The following is a 15,395-nucleotide window of genomic DNA, read 5'->3' as shown; positions in this document are numbered from 1 at the left end:
CCCGCGCCGTGTCGGGGTGGTCAGTCGGTGCCGGTGTAGTGGGCGACGTAGCCGGGGCACGGGTCGTCAGGGCAGTCGCAGCCGCCGCACTCGTTGCAGATCTCCCCTCGGCAGTCGTCACAGAGTTCGTGGCCGCGGCAGCCGTAGGCGGCGCACTCGTCGCAGTAGGTCTCTTCCGGGTCCATCGGTGGTTCCTCTCAGTCGTCGGTCGGGGTGGGGATGGTCAGGAGTGCGGAGACGCTGCCGCCCAGGGCGGCGAGTCGGTGTTCGATGGCCTGCCAGGAGTCGGGGTCGATGGCCATGAGCGCGGCCACGGCGGCGGGCCGATCGCCGCGCTCGATGGCGGCCAGGGCGTCGCGCAGTTCCCCGGCGGCCATCAGCGTGATGCCGGCCGCCCGGGGGCGGGTGGGGTCCATGGGGAGCTTCCCTTTCGAGGGTCAGTTGCCGATGGAGCCGAGGGCGTTGGAGACGGCGGCGGTGAACTGGTTGATGCTGTCGGCCGCGTCGGTGGAGGCGAGGTAGAAGCCGAACAGTCCGGCCAGGACGAGACCGCCCAGGCTCAGGGACTTGAACTTCAAGGCGGCGGCCACGCCGACGCCCAGGAGCACGACGGCGGAGAGGGTGACGGTCATGGGGTGGTCCCTTCGCGGTGGAGGCGGGCGGCGCGGTTGAAGAGCCAGCGGCCGGCGCGGAGGCGTTTGCCGTGGCCGTCGCAGCGGCGGCAGTGCTTGCCGCGCTTGGGCCTGCCGGTGCGGGTGTGGCGGAGCTTGAAGCCCAGGCCGCGGCACTTGCGGCAGTTGCCGAACGGCGAGACCGCACACAGCGCGACGTAACAGAGCGTGAGGAAGAGGAGGCCGGGTATAGCGGCCAGCGCAGGGGTCATGAAGCCCTCCCGGGGCCGGTTTTCGGGGTTGTCGCAGGTGGCGCCGCTAGCGGCTAGATTCCTGATCAGATGCCGGATGGTGCGCTAGCGGGGCCGCTAGACCTAGCAGGGCCCGCCGCTAGGTCTAGCGGCGCTTCGCGGCTAGGCGGCGTCGCTGTTTCCGTCACGCTCCGCAACGGCTTTGAGGATGTCAGCGCGCTTGATGCCGCGCCGGTTGGCGCCCTTGCCGTCCTCGGTCGTCCCCCACACCTGCCCGGTACGCACGCCGTAGGGCTTGAGCGCGGCGGTCAACTGCTCACCGCCCCACTCCCCGTACGCCTCCGGGCGCAGCTCTGCGAGGCGAACGGCGACGGTCTCGTTCCATGCCTTGGCCTCTTCGGCGGGCATGACCGCGAGGATGTCGGCCAGCAGATCAAAGCTGGCGGCCGGGTCGGCGGCGGGCTCGTCTCCGAGGGCGTAGCCGGACAGGAGTCCGGCGTCCTGGCGCAGCTTGCGGGCGCGCAGGGCGATGCTGTCGGCGGTCACCGCGTCAGCGAAGACCGAGCGCACGATCTGCGCGTCGGCGCCCTCCCCGACGAAGTAGTGAATGCCCTTGTCGGCCCAGGAGAACATCGTGGCCCGCACCCCCCGCTTGTAGGCGGAGGTACCCAGCACCATGTCGTTTTCCAACTGGCCCATGACCTTGAGGCAGAACCGCGCCGAGGCGTTGGCGGAGATGCCGGTGGGCAGGGCCTTGGCGTCCGGCCGCTGCGTGGCGACCAGCAGCACGATCCCGGTGGCGGGGCCCCGCTTGACGAGGTCGGTGCAGATCTCCTCGAACTCCTTGCCGTGCTTGTCGTGCTCGAACCACACCTGGCACTCATCCACCCCGACCACGATCGGGTGCAGCCCCAACGAGCGCTTCGAGGCCAGCTCGGAAGTCACCTTCGACTCCGGGCACACGTCCCGCGGAAGCGAGCGGATCACCTTAGTGCGGCGGCGCAGCTCGGTGCGCAGCTCCCGCAGGTCGGCCAGCGCGTACTCGATGTCCTCTTCCTCGTCCCCCGCCCGGTGCCGGTGGGAGACGCGCTCCCCGACCGGGTCGAGGTCGCCGGTGCCCTTCAGGTCGTAGGTGTGCAGCTCCGCACGCGGGTCCAGGGAGGAGATGAGCAGCAGCAGACGCAGCAGGAACGTCTTGCCCATGCGGGGGATCGCGCCGATGACGGCCGCGATGTACATCAGCGTGATGTCCACCCACCGGCCGCGCGGGTCGGTGCCGAACGCGACGGGCTTGAACAGGTCCACGCTGCCCGCCTTGAGCAGCGGCCAGGCAGGCTGTTTGGCCTGGGACATGTCCTCATCCCCGACCCACAGCACCAACCTGCCGGTGTGCTCCTCCCCGACGGCCTCGGGCCACACACAGCCCAGCGGCCGGCGCAGACCGGAAGCGAGCTTGTCACGCCGGTCGATGACATCCGTAACCGTCACCCCGTAGGGCAGATCCCCCTCGGCACGCCAGCCACGCCCGTCACGGGCAATGGGCGCGGTGAAGGAGAACCCGTCACCGCCCTTGCCCTGCGCCTGATTGATCGCGGGGATACCCAGGGCGCCGAGGGCGCGCAGCACAATGTCCGAGGTGAGCTTGGGTGCCTTGCCGACCTCCACCGCCCGGTGAATGACCGGGGCGTCGGCCGGCTGACCGAGCCACCCCAGCGCCAGCGTCACCGACGCCGCGGACAGCGCCATCAGCCAGCCCGGCGCCAGCACGTACATGGCCAGGGCGGAAGAGACGCCGATGACGGAGGCGACGACGCCGACGAGGGTGCGCCAGCGCACGCGATGGTCCCGCTGCCGGGAGAGTTTCAGGTACTCGCCCACATCCTCACGGCGGGCCGCCGCCGCGCGCAGCGGGTCACCCTCGCGGTCAGCCAACCACCGCAGCGAACCGCCCACGAACTTGGCGGCCCCGGCCGGGGCCTGCACCGTCAGCCGCGCCGCGTACCAGGGGGTGCGAATGCCGTGGTAGGCGGCCGTGTGCCCGAGGTGCCCGGCCGTCCACCCCGCCGCCGCCACGAACTCCGGCTTCGAGGTAGCCCAACCCGGCAGGAGCGGGCGGCGCTTCGCGCTGCGCATCCGGTCCAGGAACCCGGCCGCCTGCGGATTACCGGGCGCGTCCACCATCGGCCGGGCAGGCGCCTCGCCCTCCTCCGGGTCGGCGTCGGGCGCCGTCGGTGGGGCGGCGCGAGCGGCGCGCTCCTTGGTGAAGTCGAGGACCGTGCCCGTCTCGCCGTCGCTCATCTCGGATTCGAGCCGCTTGAACAGCTCGTTCTCATCATCGTGATTCACTGCTGTTCCCTTCCTGAACGGGTTAGGGGTGTGCGGGGCCCGGTCACTGCTTGGCCGTAGAGGGCCGGGCCCCGATACGCCGCACTCAGGCGGCAAGGTCATACAGATCCGCAGCTCAGGCAGGCGTTCGCGTGCGGAGCCGGCGGCGGGAGACCACCCGGAACGGGCAGGTCGGCGTGCCGTGGAAGTAGCCGCTCACGAGGTCGCGCCGGTCACCACGTGCAGCCCGGGCCGGGCCGCGGCGCGGCGCTTGTCCACGGCCTTGATGCGCTTGCGTGCCCAGCCCTCGGAGAAGCCGAACTCACGGCCCAGCGCGGCCGGACCGATCGGGGCTCCCGCGTCGAGGGAGTCGGCGTACGCCTCTTCGGCGCGCTGCCGCGTACGCTCCAACTCCGCATCCTCGAACGCCTTCGCATCCGGCCCCCGTACGCCCCTACGCCCGGTGTGTACGGGCGCCGTACGGCCGGTCTTGCGCGGGGCGGCCGTACGGGGTGTGACCTGCGGGTACGGCGCGGACGCGGGGGCGTCCGTACGCGGATCCGTACGGGCCCCGTCCGGCTCCCCCGTACGGTCCGGCGCGTCTTCCGTACGAGCCTGTACGGGTTCGATGGGTGCGGGCGTACGGCGCCACCGTCGGCGGGGTGCGCCGTCCCACTCGACAGCGATGCGGCGGCGGTGCTGGGCGCGGCGCTGGGAGCGCAGCTCCCGCACGGTCGGCTCTCCGGGTGTGACGCCGTAGCGGCGCTCCCACACGGTGGCGAACGCCGTCTCGAACTCTGTCCCGGTGCTGTCGGCCAGGCCGCGGGCGCGGGCCGACAGGATGGGGTGGCGGCGGCGCATCCGGCGTTGCCGGGCGAGCTGGGCGGCGGTCTTGCCGGCGGCGACCGCGCGGCGCGAGCGCATGACCGTGCCCCACAAGATGAGCGCGGCCAGCGACGCCGCGGCGAACGCCACGGCCCGGTAGATGCCGAAACCGCTGGAGTCCTCCAACAGGTGCCCGGCCGCGTTCACCCCGGCCGCCACCAGCGCGGAAGCCCAGGTGGCCACCAGCAGGCGGCGGTAGGGGCGTTTGTGGGTGATGGCGGCGGCGGTCAGTCCGGCGAGGGTCAGCGTCATGCCCTCGGTCAGCACCGGCACGCCGACCGACGCGGGCCCCATGCCAGCCACCAGCGCGGCACCGGTCTGGCCACTCCAACCCATCACCAGCGAGACGGCCACCACCGGCAGCCCAGGCAGCGGCATGTGCGCCTCCACCCCGGACCGCAGCGCCGTCCACCGGCGGGTACGGGTCTTGCGACGTTCGGTGCGGCGCTTCGCGCGCAGCTTCCGGGTCTTTTCCTGGGCCTCCATCCGGGCTTGCCGGGTGGTGGTCTTCTGTTCGATGCGCAGCAGCGCGGCGTCCCGGCGGTCCGCGCGCCCCTCCTCACGGGCGGCGCGCAGGTCCTCCCGACGCTGGGCAGCATCAACCGCGCGGTCGCGGCGCCGCTCCTCACGGCGGGAAACAACGGCGCGGGTGTCGATGTGGGTGCTCATCCTCGGCTCCCTTCCGCGATGGTGCCGGGTCGGCCGTAGCGGCGGCCGTTGGCGGTGGGCAGGGCCGGGGCACCGGGGGCGGCGGGCAGCCAGCCGCCCCCGCCCCGCTTGACCAGGTACATGACCTCATCCGCACGCCGCACCGCAGCCGACAACGACGCGTCCGGCAGGTCCCCGGTCCAGCAGCCGCCCACCGACGCGCCCACCGTCAGCTCCCGGCCCTCGATCCAGGTCGGGGCGGTCAGTTCGTCGTGCAGGCCGCGCAGCAGCCACGGCAATGCCACCGGGGAGGCCATCGGCGTCACGGCGGCGAACTCGTCCCCGCCCAGCCGTGCCAGCACCGCATCCGGGGCGTCGGTGGCCGCGTCGTGCAGGGCGCCCGCGGTGGCGCGCAAGATGCCATCGCCCGCGGCGTGACCGTGGGTGTCGTTGACGGCCTTGAAGCCGTCGAGGTCCACGAAGACCACCGCGCACGGCCCCGCCCGCAACAGGCGGGCGGCGCGCTCCTCGAACGGCGCCCGCGTCAGCAGCCCGGTCAGCGGATCGCGGTGGGCGGCTTCCAGGCGGCGGCGCAGAGCGAGGGTGTGCAGGCCCCAGCCTGCCGCGAGGGGCAGGGCGAGGGCGGTGGCGAGCCGGTTCACAGCGCACCTCCCGCCGTCAGCAGGGCGGCGAGGATGAGCAGGCCACCACCGGCGCAGATGAGGTCGATGGCCCGTCGCAGGCTGGTGAACTTGACCACCGCCAGGCGAGACAGACCGGCGATATCGGCGGCCAGGTCACCCGAGACGGCCTCGCGGACCTCCTGCGGGTCCAGCGTCGCCCACAGCGGGAAACCGTGCCGCCCCCTCAGGTTGGGCCGCACCGAGCGCAGCAGCAGCCCGGCAGCACCGACCAGCAGCGCCATACCGAGGGCGCCGGTAAGAGCGGCGGGCAGGTTCAGGGGCAGGTCGCGGGCGGCGGTCAGCACGCCGGCCAGCACCGCGCCGATGAACGCCAGGAGCAGGGCGGTCTTGGTATCGGTGCGGGCGATCTCGGCCTTCACTTCGGCGTGCGCGGCACGCAGACGCTCATCCCCGCTCATGCGGCAACCTCCGGGCGTGCGGTGCGCTGCCGGGGCCGGAAGGGCACGACGTTGCTGCGCGGGGTGGCGACCAGAGCGGCGGCGACCACGCGGGCGGCGCGGTCGAACAGCTCCGGGTCGGCGGCCAGGATGTCGCGGCCGGCGTCCAGCCGGGCGGCGGTCTCCTCTTCCGTCTCGTCGTCCTGGCCCACGTACAGGTCCAGGGCGAGTTCGAGTGCTTCGTCGTCGGCGATGACCTGTTGGTCACCGATGTAGTGGCGCATGCTCATGGCGGGCTTCTCCAGCTGGTGAGAAGGGGTCCCGGGGCGGCAGGGCTCGGAAGGGTGGTAGGGAGCTGCCGCCCTGGGAAGGGCAAAGGGTGGGTTCAGGTGCGGGTGCGGCCGGAGACGCTGCGGACGCTCAGGTCCAGGTGCCGGCCGCCGCTCACGCGGACGTCGCCGGAGACGGTGTGGGCCCGCAGCCGCCCGGAAGCGGCGGCCATGGCGTACACCCGCACGTCGCCGGACGTGGTGGTCAGGTCGGCGTTGCCCCCGGCGTAGGGGTCGGTCTCGATGTCGCCGGAGATGGACCGGGCGGTGATGCTGTCGGTGACGGGCCCGGCGATGATGTCGCCCGACGTGGTCGAGGCAATCACCTCCCGGACCGCATCGAAGCGGCAGGAGCCGGACACCGAGCGGAACTCGGCACGCTCCAACGGGCCGTAGGCGGCCAGGTCGGCGGACTGGGAGACCATCGCGAGCGAGGAGCCGGCCGGAAGGACGATCCGGGCCACGATCGGGGAGACCGTGCACGTCATGCCGCCGCCGGTGATGACCTGTCCGTTGATGATGGTCATGCCGGTCACGGTGCCGGAGACGGTTCCGGCGTGCTGCACCACGTGGTTGCCGCGCACGCTCTGCGTCACCGTGCCGCCGGGCAGGTCGGGCACCTCCACCGCGAGGGTCTGCCCGTCCTCCCACTCGCGGGCCCTGAGGATCGCGTTGGCGGCCGGGCCGGATTCGTCCTCGGTCCGCAGCATCACACGCGCCCTGGTGACGTTGTGGGATACCTGTACTTCGGCGCTGCCGACCGGCAGATCCAGCCCGAGCACGATCGGACCGGTGGAGGACATCTCAAAGGTGCGCTGAGTCATGGCGGGTTCTCCTGTCAGAGCGAGTCAGGGGCCGGGCACCGGTGGCTTCTGGCAGGGAGGCCGGTGTCCGGCAGTGCCCCGGGCGGGATTCGATCCCGCGCCCTCACGGCGTACTCCGGGGCAGTTGTGGCGGTCAGTGCTGGCCGTAGCTGGGGCCGCCCTCACGGTCCATCTGGTCAAGGGCCGCGTTGATCGACTCGTGATACAGGCCGTGCTGCGGGTCGTCGGTGGATGCCTCGGAGGCGAGCTTGGCGGTGCCGCTGATGTACTCGCGCATGTCGTCGGCGCTGGGGTGGCTCATGGCGTACTCCTTCACACAAGGCAGCCGGACTGTCCGGCTCCCCTCACCGCCCGCCGTGCGGGCAGATCGGGCAGCCGTCAGGCCAGCGCCATGCCGGCGCAGGACACGAACGCGTCGTGCGCCGCGAGGGCTTCCGAGCGCAGCGCGGTCAGCTCGTCCAGGTCGGCGGCATCGCGCATCCGGTAGGTCGCCAGCGCGGCCTCGTCGGCTGCCGCGCGGGTGTCGGCGTCACGGATGAGGAGCCGGATGCGCACGGCCGGGGCGGTGATGGCGCTGCGGGTCTCGTGCGCGGCCTCCCGCAGCTCCAGAACCCGGGCAGCATCGGCGCCGGCGAGCATGGCCTGGCGGGATTCCCACATCGTGCGGCGGTGATCGGAGACGGCGACCGCGAGCGCGGTCACCGCGTCGAGCTGGTCACGCCGCAGCGCCTGTCGACGGGCGTCAGCGCGTTCGGTGTGCACGGCGCGGTGCTGGAGAAGACCGGACAAGAGCGCGCCGGTCAGGGTGCCGATAACGGCTATCAGGCTGGCCCACATGGCAGTACTCCGTCTCTGAAGAGCGGGCAGGTGGAGAGGGGGTGGTGCTCCGGCTCCCCTCGGCCCCGCCCGTACGGCCAGCAGCCGGACGGGCGGAGGAGGCAACCGGCCGCAGCGGGAGCTGCGGAGGTCGTCAGTGCGCGGTCTTGGCCGCGCGGGCCGCCTTATCGGAGGAGGCGGTGACCTCGTCACGCTGTTCAGTTCTCAAGCAACAGCCGCTCCGACGGACTGCGGTCTGACGCCCTCCGAAGAGGGAGCCCGCCGGGCGATGCCTACCGAACTTCGTGTCGGAAGTTCCGATGAGCAAGAAGCTAGCCGACAGATTTGACCTTCGTCAACCACTTCCGACACGAAGTGTGTGGGAGGGTGAGCGTGCTGTTGGGCCCAGCAGTGAAGGCGAGTTTGGGTACGTGCGGCCTGACCTGGGATACTTCCGACACGAAGTGGTGTCGGATCCGGAAAACTTCCGACCTGAAGTTGGGCTACCCTGCGATACATGCCATCTAAGGAAGCGCCGACCGCCCGAGAGATCGCAGACGAGCTACTCGACCGCATCGCGTCCGGCGATCTGGAATCAGGTGAGAAGCTGCCGAGCACCCGTGAGCTTGCAGAGCTGCACGAGGTCGGAGAGAAGACCATCTACCGCGTGATCTCCCTGCTCAAAGCCAGCGGGCAGGTGGAGGGACGGCAGGGGAAGGGCGTCTTCGTCCGCGCGATCAAGCCTCTTGAATGGCAGCTCCACCAGTTCGAGCGGGGCGACCGTCGAGACGACAGCACGTCGGGGCGGGACGACTGGAAAGCCGCAGCGGCAGAGCAGGGGCGTACCCCGAGCCAGGACACCCCGCGTGTCAGCGTCGAGCCAGCGCCGCCGGAGGTGGCCGCATGGCTCGGACTGAAGCCCGGTACGTTCGTGGTCGCCCGCCGACGTGTTCGCCGGGTCGATGGTGAACCCTTCCAGCTTGCGGACTCCTGGTTTCCCACAGGGATTGCCCTGGACACGGACCTTATGCGCGAAGAGGACGTGACGCGGCCAGGCGGCATATTGGCCTACATCGGGCACCCGCAGAAGCGACTTCGCGACGAGATCCGCTCATGGCCGCCGGCTACCCAGGAAGAAGCTCAGCGGCTCGAACTCCCCGAGGGCGTCGGCACACCCGTGACGAGGCATGCTCGCATCGGCTACGACGAAGCAGGGGACCCGATCCGAGTCATGGTGACGGTAGCCCCGGGGCACCTCAACACGCTCGTGTACGAGTTGGAGGTTTGAGGATGTCCGACTACGTCATCCGCCGTGCTACCCCTGCTGACGGAGAAGCGCTCATGGCGCTCCGTGTCGAAGCTGAGGGTTGGTTGGCGGCGGCGGGCATCGACCAATGGCGCTCCCCCGGCTTCCGCGATCGCGCGCTGGCGAAGTGGCAGAACGACATCGCCCATGACCGCACCTGGGTCGTCGAGGACGGCGCGGGCACGGCCGCAACCGTGACGCTCGCGCCCCCTGATATGGACTTTTGGCGGGAGGGGGACGACCCCGACAACGCCGTGTACGTCGCCAAACTGATCACGGGACGGAGGGCAGCCGGGCAACAGCTCGGTGGTCGCGTGCTCGACTGGGTGGGGGCCGTCGCCCGTGATCGGCGCCGCAAGTGGGTCCGGCTCGACTGCTGGCGCGCGAACACGGCGTTGCAGAACTACTACCTGCGCGAAGGGTTCGCCCACGTACGGACGGAAGCGCCCGCACACCGCCTGTCGGGGTGGATGGCACAGCGAGACGCCACAGTCGTGATGCATCCTGAGGCGCCGCTGGAAGCTGTCGCTACCGGCTGACGTGGGAGCGCCAAGCGGGGGGCAAACGAAGCGAACGCACGACGACAGCGGGCGCGCCGGCTTTTCGGGAATCATCGTGGCATCTGTGCAGCTCTTGAGCGTAGCCAGTAAGTATCGAGCCGCCGCGGTGGGCGCGTGCGTGATGTCGGGCTGCGATTGGCAACGGCGAGGTGGCCCGCCCAACATCGCAGGGAGCGGGCCACCATGGTCGCGAGTACTACTCGAAGATGTTCGGGAGGGGAATCTTCCTGACACTACGGTGAGCGTTCCAGGCGGCTGCAACCGACAGGTGAGCGGCTTTGAGGCGGCCCTTGGTGCCGTCATGTCGCGTGTTGCCATTGGTGGCGGTGGTCTGGATCTTATTCTTGAAGGACTTCGGATCGCCTTGCGCCTTGAGCTTCCGCGCCAGTTCCACGGGCGTAACGACATCGGGGTGCTGGGAGAGCACGATAGCGATACCGCCGATAGTGACGGAGTGCCATGTGTCGGGGGTGCGGCCCCAAGCGTCCTCGGCGATGGCGAGTGACTGGTCAAGAATCTCGGGGCCGTAGTCCTGCACGATGCTGAGGATTCCCTTGATGCCGCGCACGCCGTTGGTGGTTCGGCCACCGACTTTGAGCTGGTGCTTCTCCAGGACGGTGCTGGTGTCTACGAAGAGCGGGTGCCCGGCAAGCACGCCGATTCTGAACTCGTCGTTGGCACCAACTTTCGAGGACTCCTTGTTCTTGATGATGAACAGCGATGCCTCGTTGGCCATCGACAGGCCCGAGTGGATCTCGCAGTAGATTTCCTGGAGTGCTGCGCGGACCTCGTCCGGGACTAAGACGCTCCCAGCAAGAATGAGTTGGCAGGCATAGACACGGTGCATGCCGTCCACGGCGTACCGCCCGTCTTCACGCTGCGACAGGATCGGCGTCCCGAGGGCTGTTGGGACCAACTTTTCCGCGATGGCCTTCGCGCGGGCCTTGTTGAGGTTCCGCTGAGCGCGAGGATCGAACTTGATTGCCCTCGGATCCACCTTTTCGTAGTAGATCGGATGATCTGGGATGTCGTAGCTGTAGTCCTTACCGGACACGGAGGTTCCCCTTCTGTGTCAGCGCCCCAGTGGGGACGACGGCGACACATGTCAGCTCCCGGATGCGGGAGACGGTGACTGTGGAGCGATGAGATTACCGGACAACCCGGTTTTTGGGGCTCAAGTTCAACGATGTACCGATAGATTGCGGTGGCGGGGCGAAGAGGTCCGGCGCTAGTGCTGGCGAAACGCTGCCGAGGTCTGGTGAGCGGTCTCAAACTGACACCCAACTGACATCTACCTGTTATGTACCACTGTCGTCGGAAAACTGTTTGTGGCGCGTGCGGGCGATGCTTCGAAGACGCTTCTCCATCGCCTTGCGCTTGATGCCGCGGGTCTTGAGCGCGTGGCAGTTCGGGCAGAGGGCGATCATGGTTTCGGGAGTATCTTCGCGCGTGCGAGCCAAGCCATTGACGTGGTCCACGTCGAGGATGGGGGCGCCCGCGTCGGTGAGTTCGCTGGAGTGGCCGAGGCACGTGTCGTTCTCGCAGCGCCCTTCGCTTCGGAGTATCACCGCTTCGCGTGCGGCGGGGGAGCGCAGGTAGCGCTCTGTCTGGAAGGCTTTGGAATGCGAAGCCCTGCCTTTGGCGGTGCGGTGAGCGGCAGCCGTGAGCCGCTTGTAGCGCTCCTGATTGCTGACCTCGTTTTCGACTGGAGCGGCCTGCGGCACGATGTCTCGTGAGTCGTCATGAACCTGGTGGTTGTCCTCGGACAGTGCGTCTCGAACGTCTTCGGGCCAGGTTTCGGGCATGGGCGAGGAGACGGGGGCGAGAACCCACACGTACTCGCGACGCTGCTTGCCGTCTTCCCCCACGCCCCAGCGGCGGCGGCACTGGACGATGACGGCCCACGTCTCGAAGAACCAGGTGCCGCGGTAGGGCTTGTGCCAGTAGCGCAGAGCGCGCCGCTCGCGCTGGTACGCCGCCATGCTCTTGTTGCCCTGGACGAGGCGTTGGTCACCGGAGAGGCCGTCGCCGGTGTAGGCGATCCAGTCGGTGCCAGGGATACGCCCGTCCGCGTACGGCCCCTTGTCATCGGAGTACACCGTCAAGATGCCATCGGCGAGCGGAGTGATGCCCTGCACGTTATTTCCGCCGTGCGCCGCGCTGATCGCGTTCCGGTCGGTAAATCGCTCGCCCACCCGCGGGCGCAATGACGCGTCCGCCTGCCCTGCCAGGAGCTCGGCCAACCCCAGGTCGTCCAAAAGCTGCGCGGGTACGGGGCTGAAGAACTTAACCAGCAAAGTGCCAGCCACCCATGCGGCGACCGCACGGTCCTGCGAAAGCAGGTCGTAGTCCTCTGCCGGGAGACCGGCCAGGGGATTGCGTTCGTGCAGTTCCGTGAGCGTCGGACGACGGCCGCCACTGGTGAGCAGGAGCTGCTCGGATCCCTCGACCTCCCACAATCCGTCCTTCCTCAAAGCCCAGAATGGATAGGCCGCAGATCGAGCGTCTCCCGGAGCGTTCGCGTACTTCGTCAGCAGAGGCTTCAACACGTCGCACACCTGTGACCAGCGCTGCTCGCGCGGCTCACGGTGCACGGCCTGCCCGATACTCCACAGCAGCAACAATGGGCGGTGCAGCGCCTGCCCGTTCGCGCGCTGGGCCGGGGACAGTTTGCCCACGCGCTTAATGAGATCCTTCGCAGCCGACGTCATGGGGCTCCCTCTAAGTGCTCAACTCGGAGGTAGCAGTGCATCACGCGGCACTGACAACGGATGTCGAGGAGGAGACTGTCAGTAGCGCTGTGGGCGGCGTCCACCGGGGCATCGTCTCCGTCTCCGCTCCTGCCGCTGTCAGAGCCCCTGCGATAGGTCCTCCAGCGGATGCCCGTGCCAGAAGCGGTCTCACTTCTGGTCTCGTCTGACCGCGCATCCACCCTGATCTCTCAGCGTCCGTACGGGTCCATACGGCCTCTGAGCTGCGCAGAAGGATCTACTTGCGTACCCTCCTGGACCTCAGCGGACCATGATCGGACAACTCGTAATGCGTAGGTCAAGGGTTCGATTCCCTTAGGCGGCTCGTCTGAAGCCCAGGTCACACACCGTGTGACCTGGGCTTTTTCATGTTCTGGGCGGCATTGGGCTGCATGACAGACCCGTGTCCTCGTGCCGCCCCGTCCAAGGGGAGCGCATGGGCGCAGAGCTTGTGCAGAGGGGAGCGCGGGCCCGGACTTCGCAGAGGCGTCGCACTGTCGACCACAGCCTCCGGGGCCAATGCCGGAACTTGTGGAAGTGCTCCAAGGGCCGCGCCTACGCTGTACCCGAGCCATCGCCGCCCGCCTCCCCGGCGCCCTTCGCCGCGCCTGGCTGCTGAGCTGGCAAGCCGACCGCTGCTCCCTGCTCATCCTGGCCGGCTCGTGGAGACTCGGTGCGAGTGCGGCCGGCAGGTCGACGGCCTCGCTGATGTAGCGGTAGACCGTACTTGTCCCGGCATCGAAACCCGCTGCGAGCTGGGCGTACGTGGTCCCGTTCCGCAGATCCGCCGACACCGGCAGGGCTTGACGGCCGGCCGGGAGTCAGCGCCGGTGACTTCCCCTCCGACGGTGGTGGTCGCGCAGGCGAGCGGCGAGGAAGGACAGGGATCGACTGGACACGTCCAGCCCGCACGGAGGGGCAAGCACCCGAAGCCTCTGGTCGGGCGAGGACATCTTGGTCGTGAATCCGTCTACCAGAGGCTTCACTTGACTGTCGAACCAACCGACCAGCTCACGCCGCAAGTTGGCAAAGCCTCATGCCATACACTCATCAGTGGGCAGCGATGCACCGGTCTTTCCGTCGTCGTAGGCTCGCGCAGCACGACTGGTGACGGTTGGACTGCACTCCCATCAAGAGGCTGTCAGAGGCAGACGTCGGCGCAGCTGTCGGAAATTCGATGTCCGCTCTCGGCGCATGCCGGCGATTCACCTGTCGTAGTCCGGAATCGCATCGGCAAACAGGAGGCTTCAACGTGGCGGTTCCCCAAGGAACTCACGAAAACCACGCCGCACCCGGTTCGGCGCTCGACCGTTGGAGCCCGTTTCCCGGGAGAGTTCTCGGAGGTCTCACACTGATCGTCGGCCCCCTGGTGTGGACCTCGGGGCTGTTCGTGCAGTGGCTGGCCAGGCAGTCAGCGTCCCTGTCTCCGACTGAGCTCGATGATCTGGACGCAGATGCGTTTGCCGCACCGATGCTGCTCGTAGTCCATGATCGAGCGCCAGGACTCTCCACTGCAGGATGGACTCTCTTGCTCATCGGCGTCGTCTTGCTGATACCGGCGATGATCAGTCTCTCTCACATCGCGGCCCGCCGAGCACCACTGATCGCGACACTGGGAGCCGGTTTGATGACGCTCGGCCTCGGCGCGCGGATATTCTATCTGGGAGTGGATGCCACCGCTTTCAATCTGGTCGAACGGCTTGGAAGCGACGCGGCGTCTTCCGTGTTCCTCGATGGGTATGGTGACCTCGCATATGCCTTCTGGCGAATTCCGGTGGTCATCTCCGTCGGAACTATTCTCGGTTCTTTTCTGATTGCCGTCGCAGCCTATCGGTCTCGATCCTTGGGCTTGATGCGATGCCTGTTGATCCTTCCGGCCGGCTGGCTCGGCATGGGCATTCTCAAGGAACATGAGCCCGGCCTCGGAGGACTGTGTCTTGCTCTTGTGCTTGTCCCATGTGGTCTTGCGCTGCTGCGCGACCGTGAGCCGCGCTCCCGTGTCCTCTTCGGCGAGGATTCGCGCGTACGGCATCCCTCACGGGACCTCATCAGCTGGTGACACCTGTCACTGAGGCTTTGCCAATTTGCGGCGTGAGCTGGTCGGTTGGTTCGACAGTCAAGTGAAGCCTCTGGTAGACGGATTCACGACCAAGATGTCCTCGCCCGACCAGAGGCTTCGTGTGCTTGCCCCTCCGTGCGGGCTGGACGTGTCCAGTCGATCCCTGTCCTTCCTCGCCGCTCGCCTGCGCGACCACCACCGTCGGAGGGGAAGTCACCGGCGCCGACTCCCGGCCGGCCGTCAAGCCCTGCTGGTGTCGGCGGATCTGCGGAACGGGACCACGTACGCCCAGCTCGCAGCGGGTTTCAATGCCGGGACAAGTACGGTCTACCGCTACATCAGCGAGGCCGTCGACCTGCCGGCAGCACTCGCACCGAGTCTCCACGAGGCAGTTCGGATTGCCTCGACGAAGGCATACGTCCTGCTCGACGGGGCACTCCTGCCGATCGACCGGATCGCCGTCGACCGGCCCTTCCACTCCGGGAAGCACAAGAAGCACGGCATGAACATGCAGGTCCTCGCCGATCCGTCTGGCCGGCTGCTGTGGGCCTCGCCCGCACTGCCGGGAGCCGTTCACGACATCCGCGCGGCCCGCGACGACGACCCTCCGCTCATAGGGAAGCGCAAGGGGAGCGCGGACGCCCTTGGACGGGGCAACACGGTGCACGAACAGGGGGGGGACCGCGATACGTGCTCTGATCTGGGGAAACGGCAACCTGGGACACCCCGCAGCACGTGGCTGCCTAATGCTTCTGTCAAGCGATGAGACGCAGGGGTGGCCGGTGCTGGAAGGGCTGTCGGTCGCGGAGCATGGCGTAGAGGACGTTGACCTTGCGTCGAGCCAGAGCGATGAGAGCCTGGTGGTGCCGTTTGCCTTCGGCCCGCTTCCGGTCGTAGTAGGTCCGCGAGGTGGGGTCACGCTGGATCGAGCAGAACGATGCCTGGTAGAA

17 protein-coding genes and 3 pseudogenes are annotated in these 15,395 nt (G+C 68.6%); 4 read left to right on the top strand and 16 right to left on the bottom strand.

The window, feature by feature from the left end:
- Nucleotides 1-20: 20 nt before the first annotated feature.
- The 12 genes from DQ392_RS34645 to DQ392_RS29065 form a co-directional block, all read right to left on the bottom strand.
- Nucleotides 21-185, bottom strand: a complete 165-nt coding sequence (locus tag DQ392_RS34645; RefSeq protein WP_181856628.1) for a hypothetical protein — start codon at nt 183-185, stop codon at nt 21-23.
- A 12-nt stretch (nt 186-197) separates the two neighbouring features.
- Nucleotides 198-416 carry a hypothetical protein gene (locus DQ392_RS29110; protein WP_114018710.1) on the bottom strand — a complete coding sequence of 73 codons (219 nt, stop codon included), beginning with the start codon at nt 414-416 and terminating at the stop codon, nt 198-200.
- Nucleotides 417-437: 21 nt separating this feature from the next.
- Complete coding sequence (locus tag DQ392_RS29105; protein WP_114018709.1) at nt 438-632, bottom strand: hypothetical protein; 195 nt, start codon at nt 630-632, stop codon at nt 438-440.
- Nucleotides 629-883, bottom strand: coding sequence for a hypothetical protein (locus tag DQ392_RS29100; protein WP_114018708.1), 255 nt, complete (start codon nt 881-883; stop codon nt 629-631). The genes DQ392_RS29105 and DQ392_RS29100 overlap by 4 nt, the downstream gene beginning before the upstream one ends.
- 141 nt (nt 884-1,024) lie before the next feature.
- Nucleotides 1,025-3,208, bottom strand: coding sequence for a cell division protein FtsK (locus DQ392_RS29095; protein WP_114018707.1), 2,184 nt, complete (start codon nt 3,206-3,208; stop codon nt 1,025-1,027).
- Between the two features lie 195 nt (nt 3,209-3,403).
- Nucleotides 3,404-4,741 carry a hypothetical protein gene (locus tag DQ392_RS29090; protein WP_114018706.1) on the bottom strand — a complete coding sequence of 446 codons (1,338 nt, stop codon included), beginning with the start codon at nt 4,739-4,741 and terminating at the stop codon, nt 3,404-3,406.
- A complete protein-coding gene (locus DQ392_RS29085) occupies nt 4,738-5,382 on the bottom strand; it encodes a GGDEF domain-containing protein (RefSeq protein WP_114018705.1) in 645 nt (214 codons plus the stop codon). The genes DQ392_RS29090 and DQ392_RS29085 overlap by 4 nt, the downstream gene beginning before the upstream one ends.
- Nucleotides 5,379-5,822 carry a Pycsar system effector family protein gene (locus DQ392_RS29080; protein WP_114018704.1) on the bottom strand — a complete coding sequence of 148 codons (444 nt, stop codon included), beginning with the start codon at nt 5,820-5,822 and terminating at the stop codon, nt 5,379-5,381. Before DQ392_RS29080 ends, DQ392_RS29085 begins: the two co-directional genes overlap by 4 nt.
- Nucleotides 5,819-6,091: a hypothetical protein gene (locus DQ392_RS29075; RefSeq protein ID WP_114018703.1), complete on the bottom strand. Its 273-nt coding sequence runs from the start codon at nt 6,089-6,091 to the stop codon at nt 5,819-5,821. The genes DQ392_RS29080 and DQ392_RS29075 overlap by 4 nt, the downstream gene beginning before the upstream one ends.
- 95 nt (nt 6,092-6,186) lie before the next feature.
- Nucleotides 6,187-6,954, bottom strand: a complete 768-nt coding sequence (locus tag DQ392_RS29070) for a DUF4097 family beta strand repeat-containing protein (protein ID WP_114018702.1) — start codon at nt 6,952-6,954, stop codon at nt 6,187-6,189.
- A 133-nt stretch (nt 6,955-7,087) separates the two neighbouring features.
- Complete coding sequence (locus DQ392_RS34640) at nt 7,088-7,255, bottom strand: hypothetical protein (protein ID WP_181856627.1); 168 nt, start codon at nt 7,253-7,255, stop codon at nt 7,088-7,090.
- Between the two features lie 77 nt (nt 7,256-7,332).
- The gene (locus tag DQ392_RS29065) at nt 7,333-7,791 is read right to left on the bottom strand and encodes a pRL2-23 (protein ID WP_114018701.1); all 459 of its coding nucleotides are present in this window, start codon (nt 7,789-7,791) and stop codon (nt 7,333-7,335) included.
- A gap of 496 nt (nt 7,792-8,287) precedes the next feature.
- Between DQ392_RS29065 and DQ392_RS29060 the strand changes: the two genes are divergently transcribed.
- On the top strand, nt 8,288-9,058 hold the full coding sequence (locus DQ392_RS29060; protein WP_114018700.1) for a GntR family transcriptional regulator: 771 nt from the start codon (nt 8,288-8,290) through the stop codon (nt 9,056-9,058).
- Nucleotides 9,059-9,060: 2 nt separating this feature from the next.
- On the top strand, nt 9,061-9,615 hold the full coding sequence (locus tag DQ392_RS29055; protein ID WP_114018699.1) for a GNAT family N-acetyltransferase: 555 nt from the start codon (nt 9,061-9,063) through the stop codon (nt 9,613-9,615).
- A gap of 217 nt (nt 9,616-9,832) precedes the next feature.
- Here the strand turns inward: DQ392_RS29055 and DQ392_RS29050 are convergent, their stop codons facing one another.
- The 3 genes and pseudogenes from DQ392_RS29050 to DQ392_RS35555 form a co-directional block, all read right to left on the bottom strand.
- Nucleotides 9,833-10,690, bottom strand: a complete 858-nt coding sequence (locus DQ392_RS29050; RefSeq protein WP_114018698.1) for a DUF6551 family protein — start codon at nt 10,688-10,690, stop codon at nt 9,833-9,835.
- A gap of 244 nt (nt 10,691-10,934) precedes the next feature.
- Nucleotides 10,935-12,347 (bottom strand): HNH endonuclease signature motif containing protein, encoded by a 1,413-nt coding sequence (locus DQ392_RS29045; RefSeq protein ID WP_114018697.1) that lies wholly within the window; start codon nt 12,345-12,347, stop codon nt 10,935-10,937.
- A gap of 689 nt (nt 12,348-13,036) precedes the next feature.
- Nucleotides 13,037-13,312: pseudogene (locus DQ392_RS35555) on the bottom strand (transposase family protein); the annotation flags it as partial.
- A gap of 326 nt (nt 13,313-13,638) precedes the next feature.
- Here DQ392_RS35555 and DQ392_RS34175 point away from each other — a divergent pair.
- Together DQ392_RS34175 and DQ392_RS29040 are read left to right on the top strand one after the other, a co-directional pair.
- The gene (locus DQ392_RS34175; protein ID WP_147266596.1) at nt 13,639-14,445 is read left to right on the top strand and encodes a hypothetical protein; all 807 of its coding nucleotides are present in this window, start codon (nt 13,639-13,641) and stop codon (nt 14,443-14,445) included.
- A 121-nt stretch (nt 14,446-14,566) separates the two neighbouring features.
- Nucleotides 14,567-15,043 (top strand): annotated as a pseudogene (locus tag DQ392_RS29040) (transposase family protein); the annotation flags it as partial.
- Between the two features lie 157 nt (nt 15,044-15,200).
- Here DQ392_RS29040 and DQ392_RS29035 read toward each other — a convergent pair.
- Nucleotides 15,201-15,395 (bottom strand): annotated as a pseudogene (locus DQ392_RS29035) (IS110 family transposase); the annotation flags it as partial.

The organism is Streptomyces reniochalinae, from assembly GCF_003323735.1.
Lineage (GTDB): Bacteria > Actinomycetota > Actinomycetes > Streptomycetales > Streptomycetaceae > Streptomyces > Streptomyces reniochalinae.
Note: the sequence above shows the minus strand (reverse complement) of the source record. Positions and strands in the feature narration are given on the sequence as shown.

Coding starts and splice junctions, on each gene's coding strand:
- DQ392_RS34645 (WP_181856628.1), bottom strand. CDS start 185: ATGGACCCGGAAGAGACCTACTGCGACGAGTGCGCCGCCTACGGCTGC.
- DQ392_RS29110 (WP_114018710.1), bottom strand. CDS start 416: ATGGACCCCACCCGCCCCCGGGCGGCCGGCATCACGCTGATGGCCGCC.
- DQ392_RS29105 (WP_114018709.1), bottom strand. CDS start 632: ATGACCGTCACCCTCTCCGCCGTCGTGCTCCTGGGCGTCGGCGTGGCC.
- DQ392_RS29100 (WP_114018708.1), bottom strand. CDS start 883: ATGACCCCTGCGCTGGCCGCTATACCCGGCCTCCTCTTCCTCACGCTC.
- DQ392_RS29090 (WP_114018706.1), bottom strand. CDS start 4,741: ATGAGCACCCACATCGACACCCGCGCCGTTGTTTCCCGCCGTGAGGAG.
- DQ392_RS29080 (WP_114018704.1), bottom strand. CDS start 5,822: ATGAGCGGGGATGAGCGTCTGCGTGCCGCGCACGCCGAAGTGAAGGCC.
- DQ392_RS29075 (WP_114018703.1), bottom strand. CDS start 6,091: ATGAGCATGCGCCACTACATCGGTGACCAACAGGTCATCGCCGACGAC.
- DQ392_RS29070 (WP_114018702.1), bottom strand. CDS start 6,954: ATGACTCAGCGCACCTTTGAGATGTCCTCCACCGGTCCGATCGTGCTC.
- DQ392_RS34640 (WP_181856627.1), bottom strand. CDS start 7,255: ATGAGCCACCCCAGCGCCGACGACATGCGCGAGTACATCAGCGGCACC.
- DQ392_RS29065 (WP_114018701.1), bottom strand. CDS start 7,791: ATGTGGGCCAGCCTGATAGCCGTTATCGGCACCCTGACCGGCGCGCTC.
- DQ392_RS29060 (WP_114018700.1), top strand. CDS start 8,288: ATGCCATCTAAGGAAGCGCCGACCGCCCGAGAGATCGCAGACGAGCTA.
- DQ392_RS29055 (WP_114018699.1), top strand. CDS start 9,061: ATGTCCGACTACGTCATCCGCCGTGCTACCCCTGCTGACGGAGAAGCG.
- DQ392_RS29045 (WP_114018697.1), bottom strand. CDS start 12,347: ATGACGTCGGCTGCGAAGGATCTCATTAAGCGCGTGGGCAAACTGTCC.